This window comes from Oricola indica (assembly GCF_965227485.1).
Classification (GTDB): domain Bacteria; phylum Pseudomonadota; class Alphaproteobacteria; order Rhizobiales; family Rhizobiaceae; genus Oricola; species Oricola indica.
In genome coordinates this window covers 988,529-1,010,151 of record NZ_OZ245747.1, presented here as the reverse complement: position 1 = coordinate 1,010,151, position 21,623 = coordinate 988,529, and the positions used below count along the sequence as shown (strand labels likewise).

The 21,623-nt window shown below is 62.3% G+C and carries 18 protein-coding genes; 5 read left to right on the top strand and 13 right to left on the bottom strand.

Going from position 1 to position 21,623, the window contains the following annotated elements; translation table 11 throughout:
• Positions 1-35 precede the first annotated feature (35 nt).
• A complete protein-coding gene (locus ACQK2M_RS05190; protein ID WP_425416924.1) occupies positions 36-1,022 on the bottom strand; it encodes an ABC transporter permease in 987 nt (328 codons plus the stop codon).
• 329 nt (positions 1,023-1,351) lie between these two features.
• Here ACQK2M_RS05190 and ACQK2M_RS05185 point away from each other — a divergent pair, with 329 nt between their 5' ends.
• Positions 1,352-2,365, top strand: coding sequence for a LysR family transcriptional regulator (locus tag ACQK2M_RS05185; RefSeq protein ID WP_425419983.1), 1,014 nt, complete (start codon positions 1,352-1,354; stop codon positions 2,363-2,365).
• Positions 2,366-2,550: 185 nt separating this feature from the next.
• Here the strand turns inward: ACQK2M_RS05185 and ACQK2M_RS05180 are convergent, their stop codons facing one another.
• The 12 genes from ACQK2M_RS05180 to ACQK2M_RS05125 form a co-directional block, all read right to left on the bottom strand.
• Positions 2,551-3,492: a LysR family transcriptional regulator gene (locus tag ACQK2M_RS05180; RefSeq protein WP_425416922.1), complete on the bottom strand. Its 942-nt coding sequence runs from the start codon at positions 3,490-3,492 to the stop codon at positions 2,551-2,553.
• Positions 3,493-3,543: 51 nt separating this feature from the next.
• Positions 3,544-4,680 (bottom strand): mandelate racemase/muconate lactonizing enzyme family protein, encoded by a 1,137-nt coding sequence (locus ACQK2M_RS05175; protein ID WP_425416921.1) that lies wholly within the window; start codon positions 4,678-4,680, stop codon positions 3,544-3,546.
• A gap of 98 nt (positions 4,681-4,778) precedes the next feature.
• Positions 4,779-5,804, bottom strand: coding sequence for a TAXI family TRAP transporter solute-binding subunit (locus ACQK2M_RS05170; RefSeq protein ID WP_425416920.1), 1,026 nt, complete (start codon positions 5,802-5,804; stop codon positions 4,779-4,781).
• 32 nt (positions 5,805-5,836) lie between these two features.
• On the bottom strand, positions 5,837-7,768 hold the full coding sequence (locus ACQK2M_RS05165) for a TRAP transporter permease (protein WP_425416919.1): 1,932 nt from the start codon (positions 7,766-7,768) through the stop codon (positions 5,837-5,839).
• A gap of 20 nt (positions 7,769-7,788) precedes the next feature.
• A complete protein-coding gene (locus ACQK2M_RS05160) occupies positions 7,789-8,652 on the bottom strand; it encodes an SMP-30/gluconolactonase/LRE family protein (RefSeq protein ID WP_425416918.1) in 864 nt (287 codons plus the stop codon).
• 365 nt (positions 8,653-9,017) lie between these two features.
• Positions 9,018-9,515, bottom strand: a complete 498-nt coding sequence (locus ACQK2M_RS05155) for a MaoC/PaaZ C-terminal domain-containing protein (RefSeq protein WP_425416917.1) — start codon at positions 9,513-9,515, stop codon at positions 9,018-9,020.
• Positions 9,516-9,577: 62 nt separating this feature from the next.
• Positions 9,578-10,390, bottom strand: coding sequence for a p-hydroxycinnamoyl CoA hydratase/lyase (locus ACQK2M_RS05150; protein ID WP_425416916.1), 813 nt, complete (start codon positions 10,388-10,390; stop codon positions 9,578-9,580).
• A 71-nt stretch (positions 10,391-10,461) separates the two neighbouring features.
• Entirely contained in the window at positions 10,462-12,033 is a 1,572-nt protein-coding gene (locus ACQK2M_RS05145) for a long-chain-fatty-acid--CoA ligase (protein WP_425416915.1), read from the bottom strand.
• 18 nt (positions 12,034-12,051) lie between these two features.
• Positions 12,052-13,356 carry a TRAP transporter large permease gene (locus ACQK2M_RS05140; RefSeq protein ID WP_425416914.1) on the bottom strand — a complete coding sequence of 435 codons (1,305 nt, stop codon included), beginning with the start codon at positions 13,354-13,356 and terminating at the stop codon, positions 12,052-12,054.
• A complete protein-coding gene (locus tag ACQK2M_RS05135; RefSeq protein ID WP_425416913.1) occupies positions 13,353-13,865 on the bottom strand; it encodes a TRAP transporter small permease in 513 nt (170 codons plus the stop codon). Before ACQK2M_RS05135 ends, ACQK2M_RS05140 begins: the two co-directional genes overlap by 4 nt.
• An 81-nt stretch (positions 13,866-13,946) precedes the next feature.
• Complete coding sequence (locus ACQK2M_RS05130) at positions 13,947-14,948, bottom strand: TRAP transporter substrate-binding protein (RefSeq protein ID WP_425416912.1); 1,002 nt, start codon at positions 14,946-14,948, stop codon at positions 13,947-13,949.
• Between the two features lie 308 nt (positions 14,949-15,256).
• Positions 15,257-16,069, bottom strand: a complete 813-nt coding sequence (locus tag ACQK2M_RS05125) for an IclR family transcriptional regulator domain-containing protein (RefSeq protein WP_425416911.1) — start codon at positions 16,067-16,069, stop codon at positions 15,257-15,259.
• Positions 16,070-16,177: 108 nt separating this feature from the next.
• Between ACQK2M_RS05125 and ACQK2M_RS05120 the strand changes: the two genes are divergently transcribed.
• The 4 genes from ACQK2M_RS05120 to ACQK2M_RS05105 are packed head-to-tail and all read left to right on the top strand — an operon-like array spanning position 16,178 to position 21,621.
• Positions 16,178-17,332, top strand: coding sequence for an acyl-CoA dehydrogenase family protein (locus tag ACQK2M_RS05120; RefSeq protein ID WP_425416910.1), 1,155 nt, complete (start codon positions 16,178-16,180; stop codon positions 17,330-17,332).
• A gap of 54 nt (positions 17,333-17,386) precedes the next feature.
• Entirely contained in the window at positions 17,387-18,454 is a 1,068-nt protein-coding gene (locus ACQK2M_RS05115; RefSeq protein ID WP_425416909.1) for a hypothetical protein, read from the top strand.
• Between the two features lie 49 nt (positions 18,455-18,503).
• Positions 18,504-20,474 (top strand): tripartite tricarboxylate transporter permease, encoded by a 1,971-nt coding sequence (locus tag ACQK2M_RS05110; protein ID WP_425416908.1) that lies wholly within the window; start codon positions 18,504-18,506, stop codon positions 20,472-20,474.
• A gap of 13 nt (positions 20,475-20,487) precedes the next feature.
• Positions 20,488-21,621, top strand: coding sequence for a CaiB/BaiF CoA transferase family protein (locus tag ACQK2M_RS05105; protein WP_425416907.1), 1,134 nt, complete (start codon positions 20,488-20,490; stop codon positions 21,619-21,621).
• Positions 21,622-21,623: the final 2 nt, after the last annotated feature.

Here is a 21,623-nt window from a genome sequence, read left to right as displayed (position 1 = left end):
GATGTGTTTCTGTCTCTTCTGGACCGCCCAGAATTCTAGATGTCGCCTTGCTGCGAGGTCTGTTCGTCGCGCGGGTTGAGCAGCGAGTCCACGATGATGGCCAGCAGCAGGATCAGGCTCTTGACGATGTTCTGGACCGAATAGTCCACGTTCATGATCGTCAGGCCGTTCAGCAGCAATCCGATGAGGACCGTTCCGGAAATGACGTTCCGGATACTGCCCTTGCCGCCGGCAAGGCCGATCCCTCCGATCACCACGACCAGGATGATGTCGTAGACCATCGTCGAACTGGCCAGCTTGGTGTTCACGGACGAGACCGTCATCGCCGTGATCAGGCCGGCGCAGAAGGCGATGCCTGCCGAGGCCGCGTACATCAGAACCAGCATCGGACGAATAGGCATTCCGCTGTTGCGCGAAGCCAGCGGGTTGTCCCCGATCGCATAAACGAAGGCGCCGTAGCGCGTCAGCCGCAACGCCACGAATGCGATGCAGGAAATAATGAGGAACAGCAGGACCGGCATTGGTATCGCAGCGAGGGTGCCGGTTCCCAATAAAGCGAACCAGCCCGCGTCGCCGCCAATGAAAATGTTCTCACTGGAGACGAGGGCATATCGCCCAAGCCCGGAAATCACAGTCGCCATCGCCAGGGTGGCGAAGATCGCCGGGATCTCGACATAGGCGATCAGGAACCCGTTAATCGCGCCAAGGACCAATGCCAGCAGCAACCCCAGAAACAGAGCCGTTTCGACCTGCATTCCTCCGGCAAAAAGCGTAAAGCTCCAGCCTGTCGAGAATACCATCACCGCGACCATCGTCAGGTCGATGCCACGGCCGATCACGACGACCGCCATTCCGATCGCGAGGATCCCAAGTATCGAGACGCTCTGCAAAAGAGAAAGCAGGTTGGACAGGTGGAAAAACCCGTCGAGAAAAATCGAGAACAGCACGAAGAGCACTGCCGAGATGGCCATGACCATCTGCTCTTGGTTCAGGGACAGTACGGCATCCCGGCTGAACTTCAACGTATTCTCCTCCCTCGCACGCCCAAGCCTGGTACTCGGCATCGCCGAGGGTATCTGACACAGGTCTGAAGCCTCGAAGCGCGCTCAGCGCCCTTCAGCCAGCCTCACGCTGGCCAAGCGGCCGATCTTTGTCCAATATTAAGAAACGACAAAAACATAACCTTCCCCTTATGGAATGGGCGAACGGCCACTGCCGCGCCGACATCGATACGCGGCACACTCCTCATGTTTCCCGGGTTTTAACGGGGCATTTCTGGGGTTATACTGGCTGCTGCCGGCCTGCCTCACGGCAGGTTCAATAGTCGGCATGCTCGCGCAAAGGAGCGGAAATCATAAATAAAAAAGACAACTCCGAGGCGCAGATCTCGTCGAGCGGGACGCCCAGGGGACAGGTCCACTCGAGAAATCTGACGCTGCACAAGCTCGACATCTTTTGTGCGGTTGCACGATATTCCAGTGTCACACGTGCGGCCGAAAATCTGAATATCGCCCAGCCCGCGGTGACCGCTCATCTGCGCGGGCTGGAGCAAAGCCTCGGCGTCCAGCTCGTCAAGAAGGTCGGTCGGAACATCGCGCTCACCCCTGCGGGCGAGCGCGTATATTTTTGGGCATCCGAGCTCATGACCCGAAGCTCGGAGATGCTGCACGACCTTGCCGATATCCGGCGGGGCGTTATCGGCCACACGAAACTGGCGGCCTCGATGGTCGCAGGCAGCTACGCGCTTCCCGATATCGTCATTGACTTTCACCGGGATTTTCCCGACGTCATCGTGAGCACGTCGATCCTTTCGCCAATGCTGGCGACCCAAGCAGTGCTGTCGGGAGAATGCGATTTCGGCGTGACGATCCTCGACCCGAACCAGAATACATCGAAGCTGGAAATCGAACTTCTCTGGCAAGAACCGCTTCATCTACTGGTAGCCAGCAACAGCACCTTGGTGGGAGATGTCGCGACGCGTACGGAACTTGAAAACCTGCCGTATATCACGCCCGTAAAAGGTCAAATCGTCCGGGAATTGATCGATGAAGCCTTACGCACCCTCGGTGTTGTCCGGACGCGAAGCGTTCTTGAGTTTGGCCATCCGGAGCCGATACTACGCGCGGTCCGCGCGGATCAGGGCGCGGGTTTCATCTTTCAAAGTGCTTTGCCGTCACACTTGGAAGCAAACGGGCTCAGGCGCGTGCGAACGCCTCAGATGAAGATCGCGATGCCGCTTTTCATGATTCACCCCCAGGAAGCCAAATTTACTCGAGCGCAAACGGATCTCATGAACAGGATCCGGACCAGATTCTCGATACAGAAACCCCTTTTCGATTTTCCATCCGACCGTGATTCAGTCTAGAGCCTCAGCGGCCGATGATCTTCCTGACCGCTGCAAATTTCGCACGGCAATCCCCGCCCGCCTCAGCCAGCTTGTTCATGAACAGGGCGACGTCCTCCTGGGACTTTCAGACCTCCCGGTCGACAGACTCCGGGAGGCATTTCAGCGGAGACTGCGGAACAACCTAAACATGACCTTCGGCGTTGTCAGGCCAAGTTAACGAGTTCTGTGAGTGTAAGTTTGTAGTCACTGAGCAAATTGACAACAAAGTCCCGCAACCAGACACTGCCGAGATCGCTCTCGGATCGCTTGTGCCAGTAAACCCTCAGGTCGATCGTCGGCAACTCCAGGGGGACTTCGACCATTTTCAGGTTGGCTGCTTCCGAATAAAATCGCGCCAATGTCGTAGGCGCGGTGGCGATCAGATCTGTCTTGGCGACGATGAGGGGCGGAGCCAGGAAGTCCGTGACCTGAAGCGCAATGCGACGCGAGCGCTTGCCCTGTTGCAACAGCAGTTTCGCGATGATCCCGTCCCCGCCGCTCGCCGATGCGACGGTAACATGTTCGAGGGACAAATAGTCTTCCAACGAGAGCTTCCTGCCGATCTTAGGGTGGTCTGCGCGCGCGACACACATCCACCCGTCCCGGAATAACGATTGCTGCTCGACACCCTGCCTCAAATGCGGCCAGACGCCGACGGCGAGATCGATTTCGCCGTTTTCCATGGAATCCAGATGACTGGTCGGATGCGTCTGCGTGACCACGAGGCGGATGTTCGGAGCCACATTGCGGATATGCTCCGAAACCCTTGGCAGGAAAAGGATCTGCCCGATCTCCGACATGAGCACCGTGAATGTGCGTTCCTCCGTGGCCGGGTCGAACTCGGCATCCGCATTCACGGCCTCGCGAAGAGACGAAAGCGCATTTGAGACGACTGGAGCGAGGTCGACAGCCCGGCGTGTTGGGACCATTCCGTGCCGGGTGCGGATGAACAACGGATCCTGTAGCGCATCACGAAGACGCGCCAACGCACCGCTGACAGCCGGCTGCGACAAATGCAGCGCATCCGCGGCCCGACCGACGTTCCGCTCCCGGAACACTGCGTCGAACACGATCAGCAGATTAAGATCTATGCGCCTGTTATCCATGACACCGATGAGAATATACGAAATTACAGCCTTAAAAAATAGTGCGTAATTTCAACTGCTGCGGTAACGGCGAATAAAATCCTCGTCAAAGACCATGCCCCAACCCGGGCCGTCCGGGACGCCGATGAACCCGTCTTTCGGCGTTTCGTGGTTTGCGACCAGCCCCCGATAAAACGGATCGGCGGCGCGCGAATAGGTTTCCACGTGCGTCGCCTCGCCGGCCGACGCCATGAGATGCAGCGCCACCTGCGGCTCCATGTGCTGCGCCATGGCGACGCCATGCGTTTCGGCGAAAGCGGCGACCCGCCGCCAGGCGGTGGGGCCGCCCCCGATCGACGCATCGAAATTGCATATGTCGACCGAGCCCGCCGCGATCATCGTCTCGCAGGCCATCGGCGTGATCTCCATCTGTCCCGCGGCCAGGGGCGTGTTGACGCGTTTGCGCAACCGGGCCAGTTCGGCCACGTCGTCCTCCCAGAAGCAGGGCTCTTCCATCCAGGCGAGGTCCAGATCCTCGGTCAATCGCGCGAATGCCAGAGCCTCCTCGTGGCTCCACCCCTGATTGGCGTCGGCGATGATGGCGAAATGCGGTCCCATCGCGTTCCGGATCGCCCGTATCCTGCGCGCATCGCCGGCCGGATCGAACGGGCTGAACATCCCGACCTTGAGCTTGATCCCCGCAAATCCCTCCGCGGCGACCTCCTCGGCTCCGCGGACGCAATCCGCTTCCTCCCAGTCTTCCGGCCAGGGACTGGCCATGGTGATGATCTCGAGTGTGTCGCGCCTGCGGCCCCAGCAATCGGCAAGCGCCTTTCCGGCCTTCTTGCCGGCGATGTCCCAGAGCGCGGCGTCGATGACGGAGATAGCGCGCGTCAGGATAGGTCTGCTCCAGTAGGCCGGACGCGTCACCGCGAACATCTTCGCCCAGAGCGCATCCATGTCTTCCACCGGCTGCGATAGCAGTAACGGGACGAGCGTCCGGTCGATGGCGCGCGCCACGTCGGCAGCGGGAAAACCGAGCTGCGTGAAATAGGCTTCGCCGCGCACGCCGTCCGCCGCCAGCCTGACGAGCACAGCATCGCGCGTCGGCCCGCGTTCACCACCCTTCGACGTCAGAACACTGTGGCGAAGCCGGCTGGCGTCCACCGGCACTTCGAGGACGATCGTTTCGATATGTTCTATGGCCATGAATCCGATTTGCCCGGCGTTGTGACTTCTTCGGTTGATAGGTCTTTCGGATCGAAGACGGCAGCCATGTCACTCCGGCTGCCGCCTCCCGCATTCTGCTACCCGTTGATCTTGAGCAGTTCGGCCTGGCGCGCTTCCATATCGTCGGTCCAGACGCCGATCTCCTTGAAGAAGCGCACCGCACCCTCGTGATAGGGAATGTCGAACTCCTTCTGGAGGAAATAATCGCGGGTGAGGCTCGCCTCGAGGATCTTGTGGGCGCCGCGAATGCTGTCGATCTCCTCCCAGAACGTCTTGGTCGCGACATAGACCATGTCCGCATCGGTGGGAGCTCCGGTCGTGAAATAGAGATCCCAGCCCATCGCCGTCATGTCCTGCTCGACACCGGCCACCGATCCGGCCTTGCGCGTGGTGGCAACCGAACCGGGCATTTCGGCCTGGAACCGCTTAATCGCCTCCGGATCGCCATCGGGAATAACGGGCAGGTATCGCACGCCACCGACCGCGGCCGCGGTTTCCTGCACGCCGCTGTTGTTGATCGTGCTGAAAGCGATATCCACCGCATCCTCCTTCAACGCCTGCAGGCTGGACCCCGAATTGGGAACCGGAATGATCTTGAAGTCTTCTTCTGTGTCGTTATTCGCAGCCAGCGTCGCTGTCGTGAACAGAAGCGAGATCAGGTGGCTCGGATATTTGCCGGCAAGGCGGGCGCCCTTGGCGTCCTCCAGTGTCTTGTAGGGCGAATCCGCACGCACGATGAATGCCGCGTCGAAGCGCGTGATGGCTCCGATGATCCGCAGGTTCGGATTGTGCATGAACGGCTCCTTGCCGCGATAGGCCAGCGCGAGATCGGGTGCCGAGTTCACCGCGAACGGCAGTTCGCCATTATCCAGCAGACCCAGATAGACGCTCGATCCCGTCATCGGCTGGACACGCATCTGCAGTTTGCTGTGTTCGGAGATCGTCTTGGCGATGGCCGCGGCCGAGGTGTAGGCGAACGAGCCCTGGGCCGTCGAACCGATCCCGGCGGACATACGCTCCTGCGCATGCGCGCCGATGGTCAAGACGCCTGCGAGCAAGGTCGCCGCGACGCTGGTCGTCCTTAGCAAGGTGTTTCCCAACATGGTGTTTCCTCCCTTTTTGTTGGCTTGGTAGTTCACTTCCCGGCCGAAGCGATCGCTTGGGCCGAGGGACTTCGGTTGAAGAGCAGCACGGTCAGACCGACGAGTATGGCGCCCGTCACCGTGGCGAATGCCACGCCATCGACCGGCATCAGATTCAGGAAGACGAGCAGGACCGCGGCCGCGAGCAAGGCGCGGGACGGCCATTTCATCGCGCCAAGCCCGTAGCCCGTCGCGACAACGGCCAGCCCGCCGATGCCACAGATCGCGAATCCGATCGTGACCAGATTGGTCAACCAGTCGGCGGAGAGGATCAGACCCGGGAAGTAGACGAACAGGAACGGCACGACATAGGCCGTGGCCGCGAGCCGCGCCGCCGTCCAGCCGGTCGCCATGCCGCTCGCCCCGGCGATCGACGCCGCCGCGATGGCCGCGAAACAGATCGGCGGCGTGATCTGGCTCGATACACCGAAATAAAGGATGAACAGATGCGCGCCGAGCGGCTGGACGCCGAGATCGATCAGGGCCGGGCCGATCAGGACCGCCAGCAACAGATAGACACCCGTCGTCGGCATGCCCATTCCCATCAGGACCGACATGCCCGCACCGAGGATCAGCAGCAGCATGAGGCTGCTTTGCCCGACCTGGGTGAGAAGCAGCGACAGTGAAAATGCGAGCCCGGTGATGTTCAGCACGCCGATGATGATGCCGGCGAAGGCACAGATCAACGCGATCTCGACGATCGCCGCGCCGGCCGTGTCGACAATCTCGCGGATGCGGAAATTCAGGCTTCGCGTCTTCAGCGCGTGCACGACAAAGATCGCTCCGATGCCGAGGAAGGCCGCCTTCTCGGGCTGAAAATTGAGGCCGAACATCGCATAGACGATAATGACGAGCGGGAGTGCGTAGACGCCGCTTTGCCGCAGGACACGCAACACCGGCTTGCCGGTGTCCTCGGACACGCCGATACCGTCGCGGCGCGCGATCAGATGCACCTGCAGCAGCAGACAGAAATAATAAAGTCCGATCGGGACAAGGGCGGCGAGCGCCACCTGTGCATAAGGCAGGCCAAGGAACTCGGCCAGCAGGAACGCCGTCGCGCCCATGATCGGCGGCATGAGTTGTCCGCCCGAGGATGCGGCGGCCTCGATCGCGCCTGCCTGGACCGGCGTGTAGCCGGATTTCTTCATGAGCGGGATCGTCACCGTGCCGGTGCTGACGACATTGGCCACCGCGCTGCCGGAGATACTGCCGAACAATGCGGACGCGAGCACCGCCACCTTGGCCGGCCCTCCGGCCGAACGCCGGATGAGCGATCTGGAAATATCGCTGAAGAAATCGCTGCCGCCCGTCGTAAACAGGATCTGCCCGAACAGGACGAAGGACAGCACCACGCCGATCACGATCGCGATCGGCACGCCGAACAGCGCATTGACATCGGAATAGAGATACACCGCCAGCCGCGGGTAGGAGGTCGAGTCCGCGTAGAGCACGCCCGGCATGTAGGGCGCGAGAAACGCATAGCTGAGGAACACCGCCCCGACTATGATCAGGGTCCAGCCGGCATATCGCCTGATCCCCTCGAACAGCAGTATCAGTGTAAGCGTTCCCAGAACGATCAGTTCGACCGGCCGTTGAAACGATACCATCAGGATCCAGTCCCACTTGAGGGCCGGATATGCACCGCAGACCACGGAGGCGGCCGCCGCGCCGTAATCCCAGAAGGGAACCGTCCTCTCGGGGATTTCCCGAAGGCGGCCCGAACGATGCAGGAAGCCGACGGCCATCGTCAGGCCGAAGAACAGCGCGAGATACTGCTCCTTGTAAAAGGCGTATCCCGCCATTCGCGCGACATCGAGCGCGTAGATGGTGCCGAGCGCCACGATCAGCATGCACAGCGCTGTCGCGATCCAGGCGTGGATACCCTGAAGCGCGCGTTTGCGGGTCCGTTGTGAAATTTCCTGCATGGTTCTTAAAGCCCCTCGCCTCAGCCGAGGTATTCGGGTTCGGGAAGGCCTCTGGTGCCGAGGCCGGTGATGGCGAAGAGCGAACCGGCGAGTTCCTGTTCGGCTTTCTGCCGGTCATCGAGGCGGTAGGTCGCCGTCGTGACATAGAGGACGTCCCTGTTCGGTCCGCCGAATGCGCACATGCTTGGATTACTGACGGGCATGTCGATACGCAGGTCCAGCTTGCCCTCCGGCGTCCAGCGCAGCACGCACCCCGCCTCGTAGGAGGCGACCCAGTAGCAACCGTCTTCGTCCATGGCCGCCCCGTCCGGGCGGTTCATCTCGGCGAAGACGCGCCTGTTGGAGAGCGATGCGGTATCAAGGTCGAAATCGAATGCCCAGACGGTGTGCTGCTGGGAATCGGCGAAGTAGATCGTCCTGTCATCCGGGCTGAACGCAATTCCGTTGGAAGCCTTGACGCCGCTCGCCTTGGCCGTGATGGTTCCGTCCGGCTCCAGGCAGTAGAGCGTGCCTCCGTCGGTCTCGTATGTCTGGTTGACCGTTCCGGCCCAGAAACGGCCGCGCCGGTCGCAGCGTCCGTCATTCAGAAAATAGCCCGGCTGATGGTCCGGCGTGCTCCAAAGCCATCGCGGCGCCTGCCCCAGGTCTTCGACAATGGCGAAACCGTCCCAGCACCCCGCGACCAGCCCGCCGGCGCTGCGAAAGGAGAAGCTGTTGATCCGTTCCGGCGTGTCGACCGCTTGGTTTTGTCCGGTTGCGGGATCGAAGACATTGAAGGTCTGGCCGAAGATATCGACCCAGTAGAGCTTCTGCTCGCCTTCGTGCCATCGTGGGCATTCGCCCAGTTGCGCACGAATCCTGAGCGCGCAGTCAACGCCGATCATATTGTTTTCCTCCTCAAGCCGCATGCGAAACGCACACAACTCCTCCCTGCAGAGCTTAGCACCCTAAATTTAAATCAGCAATATTTTACTTATTTTTATTTCTTTATGCCGATTATATATTTAAATAGCAATATTAATACTGCTGATTGGAGCAATTTAATTGTCCAAGCGGCATTCAAGAAGACTGTTGTTTTCGGGTTGCCAAGATCCGATACTTCAGACTCGCCCTCAGGCCTGCGGCCGAGGGAGCGCCATAGACGTTGCGGCTTAACGGCCCGAAGCCTTCAGTCGCAGGACGTTTTCAGATCGTGATGGTGTTCTCCCATTCGATTGATACGGATATTCTTCTCCACGCGTCCGCCCGGCTATTCGTCGAGTTGCCCGCCAGCCGGGGCCGGCATGTCTTCCGGCTTCCCGGAAGCGCTATCGACAACCATGTGACTGGAGGTGCCCTCCACCACCGTTTCGCCGTGCTGATTGACGAGCCTCTGGCGGAACTGGAGAATACCGCGGTCGCCGGACGAGGTTCGCCGCTTCGATTGCAGTGTCAGTTCGAGGTGAACCGTGTCGCCGGCGACGACCGCCGCCTTGAACGCCCAATTTTCCAGTCCGAGCAGAAAAACCACCGGCTCCTCGAATTCCAGCAGGTTTGCCGTCATCCCGAGCATGATCGCCGTCAGGTAGCCGCCGTGGAGAAGAGGCTTTCCGGCCGGTGTCGAGCGCGCGAAAACCTTGTCGCAATGAACCGGATGCCAGTCTCCGGTCACCATGCAGGCCGTTGTAAAGTCAGCTTCGCCGAGCGTGCGGCCCGGACCGGCGAGCCGCTGGTCGATTTCGAGCGTGCCATAGGAAAGAAGGGCCATTCGACAGTCTCCTCCGCGGCCGGAGCGGCTCCCGTTTCCGGGGCCGCTCCGTACCGAGTTCCCTAGCTGTCCAGGCTTCCGAGACCGGGCTTGTACTTCTTATCGAGGAAGTTGCCGATGCCCTGGTCCTGCCAGGCGCCGCGCTGGCGCAGCGTCAACTGATCCTGCTTGGCGAGCGTGTAGTCCATCGAGGCTTCCCAGCTCATTTCCAGCGAAAGCCGGTAGCCATCCTTCGTGGCGCGCAGGGCTTCGCCATCTTTCGATCCGATCTCGGCAGCCAGTTCCATGACGTTCTGCTTCAGCTCAGCCTTCGGCACGGAATAGTTCACCAGGCCGATGCGAGCGGCTTCCACTCCGTCGAACGGGCGACCGGTCAGGCCGTAGAACAGCGCGTCGCGCGGACGCAGAAGGTTGGCCAGCGACTTGCTGACGGAGCCGCCGGGAAAGATCTTGAAGTTGATCTCGGACAATCCGAGCCGGGCCTCGTTTGCGGCAATCGCGAGGTCGGCTCCCTCGACGATCGAGAACGCACCGCCGAAGCAATCGCCGTTGATCATCGCGATAGTGACCTTCGGATAGTATCGCAGCGTCCGGCCGCGCCATTCGACTGCGGCCCGATAGGCTTTCTCGAAGCGTGTATTGTCCTCCCGGTTCGCGAGGAAGAATTCCTTCAGGTCCATTCCGGCGCAAAAGGCGGGATCGCTGCCGGTGATGACGACGACGTTGATGTCCGGGCGATCGCGCAAAGCCTCGAGCACCTCGACCATGTCCAGATGCAATTGCGGGCTCATGGCGTTGCGCTTGTCCGGGCGGTTCAGCGTCACCACCGCGACCTTGTCGTGTTGTTCGACCACGACGGTTTCCAGCTTCATCATCGTTTCTCTCCTTTTCGTTTCGATGTTCAATACGGAAGTATTCGTCCCGGCCGGACCATGGAGCGGCCCGGCTAGTTAACGTTGCGGGCGCGCCCTTTCCAGAACGGCTCGCGAAGGGCCTTCTTGTCGATTTTTTTGTTCGGCAGACGGGGAAGCTCTGCGAGGAAACTGATGCTCTTCGGCTTCTTGTAGCTCGCGATATGAGCGCGGCAGTGCTCCACGAGGTCCTGTTCGCAGGGGCGGTCGTCGCCTTTCAGGACGACAAACGCCTTGACCGCCTCTCCCCATCGCTCGTCCGGGATGCCGATGACCGCGGCCTCGGCGACGGCGGGATGCAGATAGAGCGCTTCCTCGACCTCGCGCGGGTAAATGTTCTCGCCGCCCGAGATGATCATGTCCTTCTTGCGGTCGAGGATCGTCAGGAAACCATCTTCGTCCAGGCTTCCGACATCGCCGGAATGCATCCAGCCATTCTTGAGAACCTGTCGCGTCGCTTCCTCGTTGTTCCAGTAGCCGCGCATCATGGAGGGGCCCGCGATCAGGATTTCGCCCGTCTCTCCGGCGGGCAGGTCGCGCCCCTCCCCGTCGACGATCCGTATCGCGAAATGCAGAGCCGGCTGGCCCGCCGACGCCAGGCGCGCGCTGTTCGCTCCATCGCCGTCGAGACGGTGATGATGGGGCTGAAGAACCGTTCCCATCCCGGTCTCGGTCATTCCGTAGATCTGAAGGAAGATCAGGCCGTATGTGTCGATCGCCTCGCGCAGCGGGCCGACCGCCAGCGGGCCGGATGCGTATTCCACGAGGCGAAGCGCCGAATGGTCGCGCGGGTTGCTCTTCTGGTGGGCAACCAAATCCTGCACCATCAATGGCGCGAGATGCGCCATTGTCGCGCGATGGCATTCCAGTTGCTCCGAAACCACGGCGATATCGTATTTTCGCATCAAGATGATCGACGCGCCGCGGTAAGCGCAGCCCAGATGCGAGCACTTCGCTCCGATGTGGTAGAACGGCATGACGAGGAGCATGCTGTCGGCGGGGCCAACGCCCATTTCGCTCGCGATGATTTGCGAGAAACGCACTTGTCCGCGGTGATCGTGCATGGCGCCCTTGGGCCGGCCGGTCGTGCCGCTGGTGTAGATCAGATAGGCCAGATCGGTCGGTTCGGGCCGCGTCTTCGGCGGCTCCGGCGATGCCGCTTCGAGCAGCGCATCGTAGGAGGTCCCGGCGCCCTCGCCGTCAATGCAGAAACAGGCGACGATACCCGGATTTTCGCGCTTCATTTCCTCGACCATGGCGGCGTATTCCGCCTCGTAGAGAAGCACGCGCGGCCGGGAATCTTTCAGGATGTAGCCGATTTCCGGAGCCGACAGCCGATAGTTGATCGGCACGAGGACGAATGCCGCCGTTTCGCAGGCCGCATAGGCCTCCAGGTAGCGGGGACCGTTCTGCGCAAGGATCGCGACGCGATCCTGCCGGCACACTCCGAGGCCGGACAGGCCGTTCGCCAACCGAAAGACCGCCTCCGCGAATGCGCGATAGCTGACCGCACGATCCTCGTAGACATAGGCTGTGCTGTCGGCGTTCAGCGCGAGATTTCGGTCGAAGACGTCTCGCAATGTCTCTATTTTGTCGAGTTGATGCATGGCTTTTCGGTCCTGAGGTCAACGCAAGACGCTGGGCAGCCAAAGCGCCAGCGCGGGAAAGATGACGACGATCGCGATCCGGATGAGATCGGCGATGGCGAAGGGAACAATCCCTGCGAAAATGGTTCGGATCGGGATCGACCGGTCGATGCCGTGAAGCACGAAGACGTTGATGCCGACCGGCGGCGTGATCATGCCGAGCTCGATCGCCATGATCAGGACGATGCCCCACCAGACGGCGTCATAGCCCAGTCCGGTCACGACCGGCAGGATGAAGGGCAAGGTGATCACCATGCTGGAGATCGTCTCGAAGACGCATCCCAGCACCAGATACATCGCGAGGATACCCGCGATGACGACCAGGGGCGGCACGTCCAGATCGGTGAACATCGCGGTGAGCGCGCCCGGCAGGCGCGTGGCCGTGATGAAATAGGTGAAAATCGACGCTCCGATGATGATGACGTAGATCATCGCAGTGTTCGAGGCCGTCTCGCCAACCATTCGCATTAGGTTCTCGCGGTTCAGCGCGCGCCGGCCAACCGCGAACAGGGCCGCGACGAGAACGCCGACCGCGGCAGCCTCGTTGACCGTGAAGATGCCCGAATAAAGACCGCCCATGACTGCGCCGATCATCGCCAGAACGCCCCAGCTGCGGCCGGCGATCTGCAGGCGCTCCCGCCAGGACAGCCGCTCTCCGGCCGGGGCGGAATCCGGCCAAAGCCTCACGAAGACGAGAACGGCCAGAACCTGCAGGACAACCGCGAGCAGCGCCGGGATCAAGGCCGCAAGGAAGATGTCGATGACGAATTCGCGGGCCAGGAAGGCATAGATGACCATGACGATCGAGGGCGGGACGAGCATTCCCAGCGTACCGCCGGCCGCGATCGTGCCGGTCGCGAGCGCAGGCGAATAGCCGCGCTTCAACATCTGCGGCAGCGAGATCTGGCCCATCGTCGCGGCTGTCGCCGGCGACGAGCCGCAGACCGCGCCGAACCCGGCACAGCCGCCGACGGTCGCGCAGGCCAAACCGCCCGGCCAATGGCCGACAAGCGCGTAGATCAGGCGGTATATGTCGTCGGAAAGGCCGCTGATGGTGGCGAGCGATCCCATCAGGATGAACAGCGGAACGACGGCGAGGTTCGGATTGGAGAGCACCTGTGCCGACTCCGTGCCGAACAGGGTGACTGCCGGTTCGAAACCGGACAGGAGCCCGAAACCGAGGAACCCGGCGATTCCCATCGAGACACCGATCGGAATCCGCAGGATCATCAGCACGAACAGGCCGGCAAAGCCCAGTGCGGTCATGGCGATAGGACCGCTCACAAGGCTTCTCCATCCAGGCCATGAGCCGGCGCCTCGGCGCCGTCAGCCTTGTCGCCGTCGCGGATCTCGCTGAGGACAACCAGGAACTGGACAGGCAGGCACAGGGCGAGGAATCCGGTCGCGACCAGCCACCAGGGCGCAAGCGGCCAGGCGAGAAACCATGTGGACGCGCCCGATTGGGCCAGATCAAGACTGTGTATGAGCAGGCGCCAGACGACGACCGCGAAGAACGCCAGCGCGACGGAGGACCCGAATATGCCCAGCAGCCGGTAGATACGCGGCCCGAACACACCCGCCACGAAATCGATCGACAGGTGATGACGCCTCTGAAGCGACAGCGGAATGAACCCCGCAACGGCCACCAGGCTCAACAGTTCGGCCACTTCGGATACGCCGATGATGGGGCTGGTAAAATAGGTTCTGAGCAGCGCGTCGCCGACTGTCATCAGCGCGACGATCAGCAGCAGGCCGACGCTACCCGCGGCCAGGATGTTGGTTGTCTTCTGCATGGCTAGACCACTGGTTCGGCTGCAACGGGCGGGAGCTTCCACGCGGTCCGGACGGTCATCCGCCCGGACCGCGGGACAGGTTCACTCGGCGTTCGCAGAAGCGGCGAGCGCGGCCTTGAATGCCTCGAGAAGCGCGGCATTTCCGTCGGATTTGGACGCCCAGTCGTCGACCACCGGCTGAAGGGCTTCCTGCCATCGCCTGGCTTCTGCCTCCTCCGGATAAACCGCGGTCTGCTTCGGGTCGTTGTCGACCTTTTCGCGGACCACCCGCTCCTCCGCCTTCAGGACCTCGCCCCATCGGCGGGCGAAGGACGCGCCGCCAAGTTCTTTCAGGGCGGCCTTTGCGTCGTCGGGGAGCCCGTCAAAGACCTTCTGGTTCATGACCAGAAGAGCGGTGACGCCGCCGAGCGGATAATCGAAATGATTGGGTGTGGCGTCGATGATGCGAAACGCGTCGAGCAGCGTCCAGTCCTGCAGGGTGCCATCGAGAACGCCGCGGCTGATGTTCTCCGCAACGGACGGGGTCGGCACGCCGACAGGGGTTGCGCCGAGCGCCGCGGCCGCCGCGGCGAAGACGGGGCCCGCGGCCCTCAATCTGAGGCCGGCCATGTCGTCGAGCGAGCCGACAGACTTGGACGCATGCACCTGATAGGGACCGGTCACGTCGGCGGCCAGAACGTGGACGCCCGGATATTCGAGATCGCCGTCCTCGACGAGCTTCGTGATCGCCACGCCGGCGACGCTGGGATCGCTCCACAGAAACGGCAGTTCGGCGATCTCGTTGCCGGGAAACCGGCCCGGCGTGAATGACGGAATGATGATGGCGAGATCGGCGACGCCGTTCTGGACGATTTCGAGCTGCGCGGCCGGAGCGCCTAGCTGCCCGCCGGCCAGCATTTCCACCTCGATCGTTCCGTTGGAAGCCTCGCTGACTTCCTTCGCCCAGGGGCCATAGACCTTGGACGGGCCAAATGCCTGCGGCGGTTCGAACACCGAAAATGTGAGCTTCTGGGGTTCGGCGGACACCGATCCCGCAAGGGCGACCAAGGCTGCGCAGGCGAGCGCGCCTTTCTTGAAAAACATGACAGTCTCCTCCCGGTGTTACTGCGGATTTTTTCGCTTGGCTGGCGCTATTTGTCGGTCAGCCAGCAACCGTGAATGGAACTCCGCGAGTTAAATCTGTCAAATCGAGATTGTTTCCCATGTATTATCACGATTGGCGATAATGGCTGTTTCCTAGGCAGTTACCGTGTTTTGCGAGGAGGCCGGCCAACGCGAAAAAGGATGCCCTGATGATCCGGCGGGTCCGTTTTCGCCCGCCGATCCCGATCGGCGAGGATGCCCGGCGGGAATTAGGGTTCGGCATTCGGACGCCGACCGAAGCGGCAAGTTCAGCTGCGGAAGAATGCGGCGGGCAACGAGGCAAGGACCTTTCCGACCTGATCGGCCGCGACCTGCAGCGTCGGCAGATGCCTACGGATCGAATCCGTCTCGTATTTTCGTCCGGTCTGGGTGTTGATGTTGATCGCGGCGCGGATTTCGTCTCGCGGCCCGCGCACGGGCACGGCGATGGAGACGATGCCGTTGCCCACTTCGCTGTCCACGATTGCGTAACCCTGCGTGCGCACGGCGGCGATGCATTCGCGCAAACGGTCCGGGTCCGTGATCGTGTGATCGGTAAAGGCCTTGAACTCGGTCGTATCCAGATAATGGTCGAGCTCTTCCTGCGAAAGGCCGCTCAGTAGAACCCGCCCCATCGACGTCGCATTGGCGGGAAGCCGGTCGCCGGGGCGAACCGAGATCTGCACCGGCCGGGCCGAAATCGCGCGGGCGATATAGAGGATCTCGTTGTTCACCAGAATGGAGAGGCTGCAAGATTCGCCCGTCGCCGCCATGGTCGAATCGAGGATCGGCTGAACCAGCTCGGCCGTCCCGATCGAAGCCAGGTATGAATAGCCGAGCGTGAGCGCGAGCGGCTTGAGGAAATAGCGCTGTTCGGCGTCGCAGCCGACATAGCCGAGGCTTTCCAGCGTCAGGAGAAACCGCCGGGCGGCGGCGCGCGAGATACCCGTTCGCCTGGCGACCTCACCCACGCGGAGCATCGGCGCATCACGGTCGAACGTGCTCAGCACCCGCAGCCCGCGATCGAGCGAGGTGACGAACCAGTCCTCCGAAACGGACGGATTTTGTGTTGACGAGTCCAATTTGGCTCCATAGGCTTTGTGCGTATACCGAAAATAGTGTGCGCTATGCGCGCAGTCAAGCGCCGAGAGACCGGAACTGTCCGGCACGCGCTGACGGGGAGGAGACGGATGGATTTGGCGTTGCCGGAAGAGCTGACGGCGTTTCGCGACATGTTCGCGCGATTTGTCGATCGCGAGTTGATTCCACTGGAGGGACGGCTCGACGATAACGGCCACCTTCCCGAAGAAGACCGTGCAGCAGTGACAGCCAAGGCGAAGGAAGCCGGCATCTGGCTCCTCGATGTACCGGAGGAACTCGGCGGCGCGGGGCTTGGCGCCCTTGGCATGACGCTGTTCTGGGAGGAGGTCAGCCGCACGACAGCGGTGCCCGCGCGCGACTACACGATGTTCGGCCCCGCCGTGGGGCCCATATTGGAAAGCCTTACCGGAGACCTCGCCGAGCGCTATCGCGATCCGGTGTGCCGGGGCGAGAAGAACGCCTGTTTCGCGCAGACCGAGCCGGATGCCGGCGCCGATCCGCGCGGCATGCGAACACGAGCCGTTCGCGACGGCGACGCCTATGTGGTCAATGGCGTCAAGCGCTTCATCACCCATGCCGAAACGGCGGATTTCGCCCAGGTCATGGTCAAGACCCCCTCCCCGGATGGCGGCCGCGATGCAATCACCTGCCTTCTTGTCGACATGGACACGCCGGGCGTCCGGATCACGGCGCGGCACCGCACGATGATGGGCGACGCGCCCTGCGAGATTATGTTCGAAGACGCCCGCGTCCCCGTCGCCAACCGCGTCGGCGCCGAGGGCGAGGGTTTCGCGCTGGCGCAGAAGTGGATCAATCTCGGTCGGATCCGGCATGCCGCACGCGCCTGCGGCGTGGCGCGGCGCTGCATCGACATGACCGCGCGCTATGCCCTGCAACGGCGCACTTTCGGCGAACGGCTCGCCGACCGGCAGTCGCTGCAGTGGGTTCTCGCCGACAGCCGGACCGAACTCCACGCCACGCAGGTGATGACACGACAGGCCGCATGGAAGCTCGACAACCACGAGGACATCCGCCTCGAGAGCTTCATGGTCAAGGTCTATGGCGACGAGATGGGCTTCAGGGTCGCGGATCGTTGCATGCAATTTCACGGCGGCATGGGGCTGACGCTGGACTTGCCCATCCAGAAGATGTGGCGCGACCAGCGCAGTTTCATGATCACGGAAGGTCCATCCGAAGTCATGCGGATGGCAATTGCCCGAAGCGTTCTGGAAGAGAGCGCCTAGGGCACCACAAACGGGCCGTACCGGCCCTTTTTCGAAGCAAACTGGGAGGAAGTGATGAAAAAGACTCTTCTGATGACATGCGCCATGCTGCTTGCCGCGACATCGGCGCAGGCGGACGATCCGTTCTACAAGGGAAAACGGCTCGACGTCCTGATCAATTACGGCGCCGGCGGCTCCACGGACATCGAAGGCCGGCTCGTCGGCAAGCATCTCGCCAAGCACATACCGGGCTCGCCCGACCTGATCATCAAGAACATGCCTGGCGCGGGCGGCCTGCTGGCGACCAACTTTCTCGGCGAGGCGGCCGCGCCTGACGGCCTGACCATGTCCTATTTCACATCGGTCTACGAGTTCCAGCTGCTCGAGGATCCGGCTCTGCGCATCGACCTGCGCGACCTCGAAATCGTCGGCGGCGTCGAAGGCGTCCCGGTCAATTATATCCGCAAGGACGTCGCCCCCGGCATGGAAAAGCCCGAGGACATCGTCAATGCGGAGCCGTTCCTGGCCGGCGGCCTTCGCCCCACAGTCTCGAAGGACCTGCTCATCCGCCTCTCGCTCGACCTTCTGGGCGTGGAGCACAGGGTGATCACCGGCTTCAAGGGTAATGCGCCCGCCAGGCAGGCGGTCCAGCAGAACGAGGTGCAGTTCTATTCCGAGACGGTTCCGGCCTACATGTCCGTCGTCGTGCCGACGATGGTCGAGACCGGCATGGTGATCCCGGTCTTCCAGCATGAAGTCTGGCGCGACGGCAAGCCGACCGGCGCCGAAGGCGTGCCGGACAGCATTCCGACGCTCTACGATCTCTACGTGAAGGCGAAGGGCGAGGAGCCGTCCGGTCCGCTCTGGGACTCCTATGACACGATCAACAGGCTTTCGACCCGCATGCTGCGCCTGATCGCGTTGCCGCCGGGCGCGCCGGAAGAAGCCGTCGCCGATCTGCGCCAGGCCCTGACCGAGCTCACGACCGACGAGGAATTCAAGGCGGATGCGATGAAGAGCCTCAACTTCGTGCCGGTCTTCGTCCTTGGCGACGAAGCGGAAACCCTGATCAGGGAGCAGCTCAACGCGCCGGAGGAAACCAAGACTTTCCTCAAGGATTTTGTCGCGAAGGCGGGCGAATGATCGCCAGTCGCACCTAGCCTTTTCTCCACGAACCCGGGGCACAGTCCAGATGTTGGATGCCTTTCTGTCCGGCGCTTCCCTTGTCTTTACCTGGCCAGCGCCGGCCTTCCTGCTCGCCGGCATCAGCATCGGCCTGTGCCTCGGCATCGTGCCGGGGCTCTCGGGATTGACCGGGATGGCCATCCTGTTGCCCTACACCTTCACCATGGACACGGGGTCGGCCATGGCGTTCCTGCTCGGAATGTTCGCCGTGACGACCACCAGCGACACGCTGGCCTCCGTCCTGCTGGGCGTGCCCGGCACGGCGGCCTCGCAGGCCACCGTCGTCGACGGCTATCCCATGGCCCAGCGCGGGGAAGCGCCCCGCGCATTCGGGGCCGCATTCACCGTATCGGCGATCGGCGGCGTGCTCGGCGCGCTCGCCCTCGCCGTCTCGATTCCCATCGTCAAGCCGCTGATCATGACCTTCGCCGCGCCGGAATTCGTCATGCTCGGATTGCTCGGCCTCTTCATGGTGGGCTCCGTCAGCGGCCGCTCCATCCTGACTGGCCTGTCGGCGGCGGCGTTCGGCCTGCTCATCTCGATGGTCGGCTACGCGCCGCAGGGCGCGATCGCGCGCTACGATTTCGGCTTCGTCTATCTTCTCGACGGACTGCCGCTCGTCCCGGTCGTGCTCGGGCTGTTCGCGCTTCCCGAGATCATCAACCTTTCGCGCCACGGCAAGCCCATCGCGCGCGAGGATTACGGCGCCGGTTCAAAAAGCACGCTCATGGACGGCGTTCGCGACGCGATGCGCAACTGGTGGCTGGTCCTGCGCTGCGGCGCGATCGGCACCTATATCGGCATGCTTCCGGGGCTCGGCGGCGCCATCGTCGACTGGGTCGCCTACGGTCACGCCGTGCAAACGAGCAAGGACCGGGAATCGTACGGCAAGGGCGATGTCCGTGGCGTCATCGCCCCCGAAACCGCCAACAATGCCGCCAAGGGAGGCGCGCTGGTGCCGACGCTGGTCTTCGGCATTCCCGGCAGCCCGCCCATGGCGATCCTGCTCGGCGCATTTCTGATCCAGGGCCTGACACCCGGACCGGCCATGCTCAGCCGCCATCTCGATGTCACGTTGAGCCTGGTGATCATCCTCGTGATCGCCAACATTGTCGGCGCTGCGGTCCTCATGTTCTGGAGCCGGCAGCTGGCACGCCTTGCCTATGTGCCCGGCCGCGTCCTCGTGCCCGGCGTTACACTCTTCGTCCTGATGGGCGCCTGGATGGCCGGCAACCAGATGGGGGACTGGATCACGCTGCTGGCCTTCGGCGTCATCGGCGTCATCATGAAGCGTGCGGGCTGGTCGCGGCCGGCTTTCATCCTCGGCTTCATCATCGGCCCCATCATCGAAAGTTCCCTGCATCTCGCCGTGCAGATCCACGGCTTTGCATGGCTGTCACGGCCGGCCTGCCTGGTTCTCGCATTCGTGCTTGTCGCGACGCTGTTCCTCAACGTCCGCCGCGAAATCCGCAAGCGCCGCGCATCAGATTCGGGCAGTGAACCGGATGTCGCCCCGCCCCCGCACCGCGATGATCTGTCCCTGCAGGCCGCGAACTCGATCATCCTCGCGTCGGCCGTCGCGATCCTGGCCGTCGGTGCGGCGCTGATGTCCATCGACTGGCCATGGGACAGCCGCTTCTTCCCGCTCGCAGCCAGCGCGCCACTCGTGTTGTTCGCGGCATGGTCAGTCAAGCAGGACTACGCTGCGATAGGACCCAAATGGCCGTCGGCGGGAGAGCTATTCGGCGACTGGCGCGACAGCGCTACACTCGCCTGGTTTCTCGCCATCGTGGCGACGAGCTACCTGATGCCGCAAGCCTTGGTGATCGTAGTCGCCATGGCCGCTTACAGCCTCGCCGCTTTCGGGGGACGCTGGAAGCTCGCGCTCGCCCAGGCCACCGGTGGCGCCGTGGTTCTTTATGTCATGTTCGAACGTCTCGGCGGGGTGCTGTGGCATCCGTCGCTGATTACATTTTAAGGAAGGTGTACTGATGAACAAACCGCTGGACGGCATTCGTGTTCTTGAACTCGGGACGGTCATAACCGGGCCGCTTGCGGGCTCGCTGCTGGCCGAGATGGGCGCCGAGGTCATCAAGATCGAACGGCCGGACGGAGGCGACCCTTTCCGCAGCTTTCTCGGCGGTTTGTACAGCCCGCATTTCCAGGCCTACAACAAGAACAAGAAAAGCGTGACGCTGGACCTTTCGCAGGACGAGGGACGCGACGCGCTGAACGATCTCGTGCGCAGCGCCGATGTGATGCTGGACAATTTCCGGCCCGGCGTTCTGGACAGGCTGGGATATGGCGACGAAGCCGTCCGGTCGCTGAACCCCGATATCATCTGCTGCTCCATCACCGGTTTCGGGACCGATGGGCCCTATTCGTCCCGGCCCGCCTACGACGCGGTCGCGCAGTCGCTCGCGGGCATTGCCGGGCTGTTTGTCGATCCGGCGAAACCGCGCCTCACCGGGCCCACGATTTCGGACAATGTCACCGGAATGTACGCCGCGCTGGGAATCATGGCCGCATTGTTCGAACGCGAGCGAAAAGGTGTCCGGCGGCGTCTCAACGTCAGCATGCTGGAGGCCTCCATGGCCTTCATTCCCGACCCCTTCGCATTTGCCGACAACGACATAGAGGTCACGCCGACGACGCGTGTGGCCGCTTCGCAGAGTTTCGCCATGCGCTGCCGGGACGGCAAGGGGCTGGCGCTTCACCTCTCCTCCCTGCCGAAGTTCTGGGACGCGCTTTGCGAGGCGATCGAACAGGACGATATCCGCGACGATCCGCGTTTCGCGACCCGCGCTCTGCGATACGAGAACTATTCCGTGCTCGCGGAGCGGTTGGCGGAGGTGTTCGTCGAACAGGACCGCGATGCATGGATCGAGAGGCTCTCGCGCTTCGATATCCCCTTCGCGCCGATCAATTCCGTACAGGAAGTGGCGGAAGACCCGCAGGTGCGGCATCTGGCTACATTCTACGAATCCAGGGCTTCAGACGGGACGGAGGTGCGTTCGATGCATTGCCCGGTCTGGTTTGACGGCAAACGCACCGATCCGCAGGGCGCGCCGCCAATGCTTGGCGAGCATAACGATCTCTACATCCGCCCTCCCCACACGAAGTAAGG

Bases quoted from the DNA above. Each gene is read 5' to 3' on its own strand.
- ACQK2M_RS05180 (WP_425416922.1), bottom strand. From the start codon at position 3,492: ATGGATAACAGGCGCATAGATCTTAATCTGCTGATCGTGTTCGACGCA.
- ACQK2M_RS05175 (WP_425416921.1), bottom strand. From the start codon at position 4,680: ATGGCCATAGAACATATCGAAACGATCGTCCTCGAAGTGCCGGTGGAC.
- ACQK2M_RS05170 (WP_425416920.1), bottom strand. From the start codon at position 5,804: ATGTTGGGAAACACCTTGCTAAGGACGACCAGCGTCGCGGCGACCTTG.
- ACQK2M_RS05165 (WP_425416919.1), bottom strand. From the start codon at position 7,768: ATGCAGGAAATTTCACAACGGACCCGCAAACGCGCGCTTCAGGGTATC.
- ACQK2M_RS05160 (WP_425416918.1), bottom strand. From the start codon at position 8,652: ATGATCGGCGTTGACTGCGCGCTCAGGATTCGTGCGCAACTGGGCGAA.
- ACQK2M_RS05155 (WP_425416917.1), bottom strand. From the start codon at position 9,515: ATGGCCCTTCTTTCCTATGGCACGCTCGAAATCGACCAGCGGCTCGCC.
- ACQK2M_RS05150 (WP_425416916.1), bottom strand. From the start codon at position 10,390: ATGATGAAGCTGGAAACCGTCGTGGTCGAACAACACGACAAGGTCGCG.
- ACQK2M_RS05145 (WP_425416915.1), bottom strand. From the start codon at position 12,033: ATGCATCAACTCGACAAAATAGAGACATTGCGAGACGTCTTCGACCGA.
- ACQK2M_RS05135 (WP_425416913.1), bottom strand. From the start codon at position 13,865: ATGCAGAAGACAACCAACATCCTGGCCGCGGGTAGCGTCGGCCTGCTG.
- ACQK2M_RS05130 (WP_425416912.1), bottom strand. From the start codon at position 14,948: ATGTTTTTCAAGAAAGGCGCGCTCGCCTGCGCAGCCTTGGTCGCCCTT.
- ACQK2M_RS05120 (WP_425416910.1), top strand. From the start codon at position 16,178: ATGGATTTGGCGTTGCCGGAAGAGCTGACGGCGTTTCGCGACATGTTC.
- ACQK2M_RS05115 (WP_425416909.1), top strand. From the start codon at position 17,387: ATGAAAAAGACTCTTCTGATGACATGCGCCATGCTGCTTGCCGCGACA.
- ACQK2M_RS05110 (WP_425416908.1), top strand. From the start codon at position 18,504: ATGTTGGATGCCTTTCTGTCCGGCGCTTCCCTTGTCTTTACCTGGCCA.
- ACQK2M_RS05105 (WP_425416907.1), top strand. From the start codon at position 20,488: ATGAACAAACCGCTGGACGGCATTCGTGTTCTTGAACTCGGGACGGTC.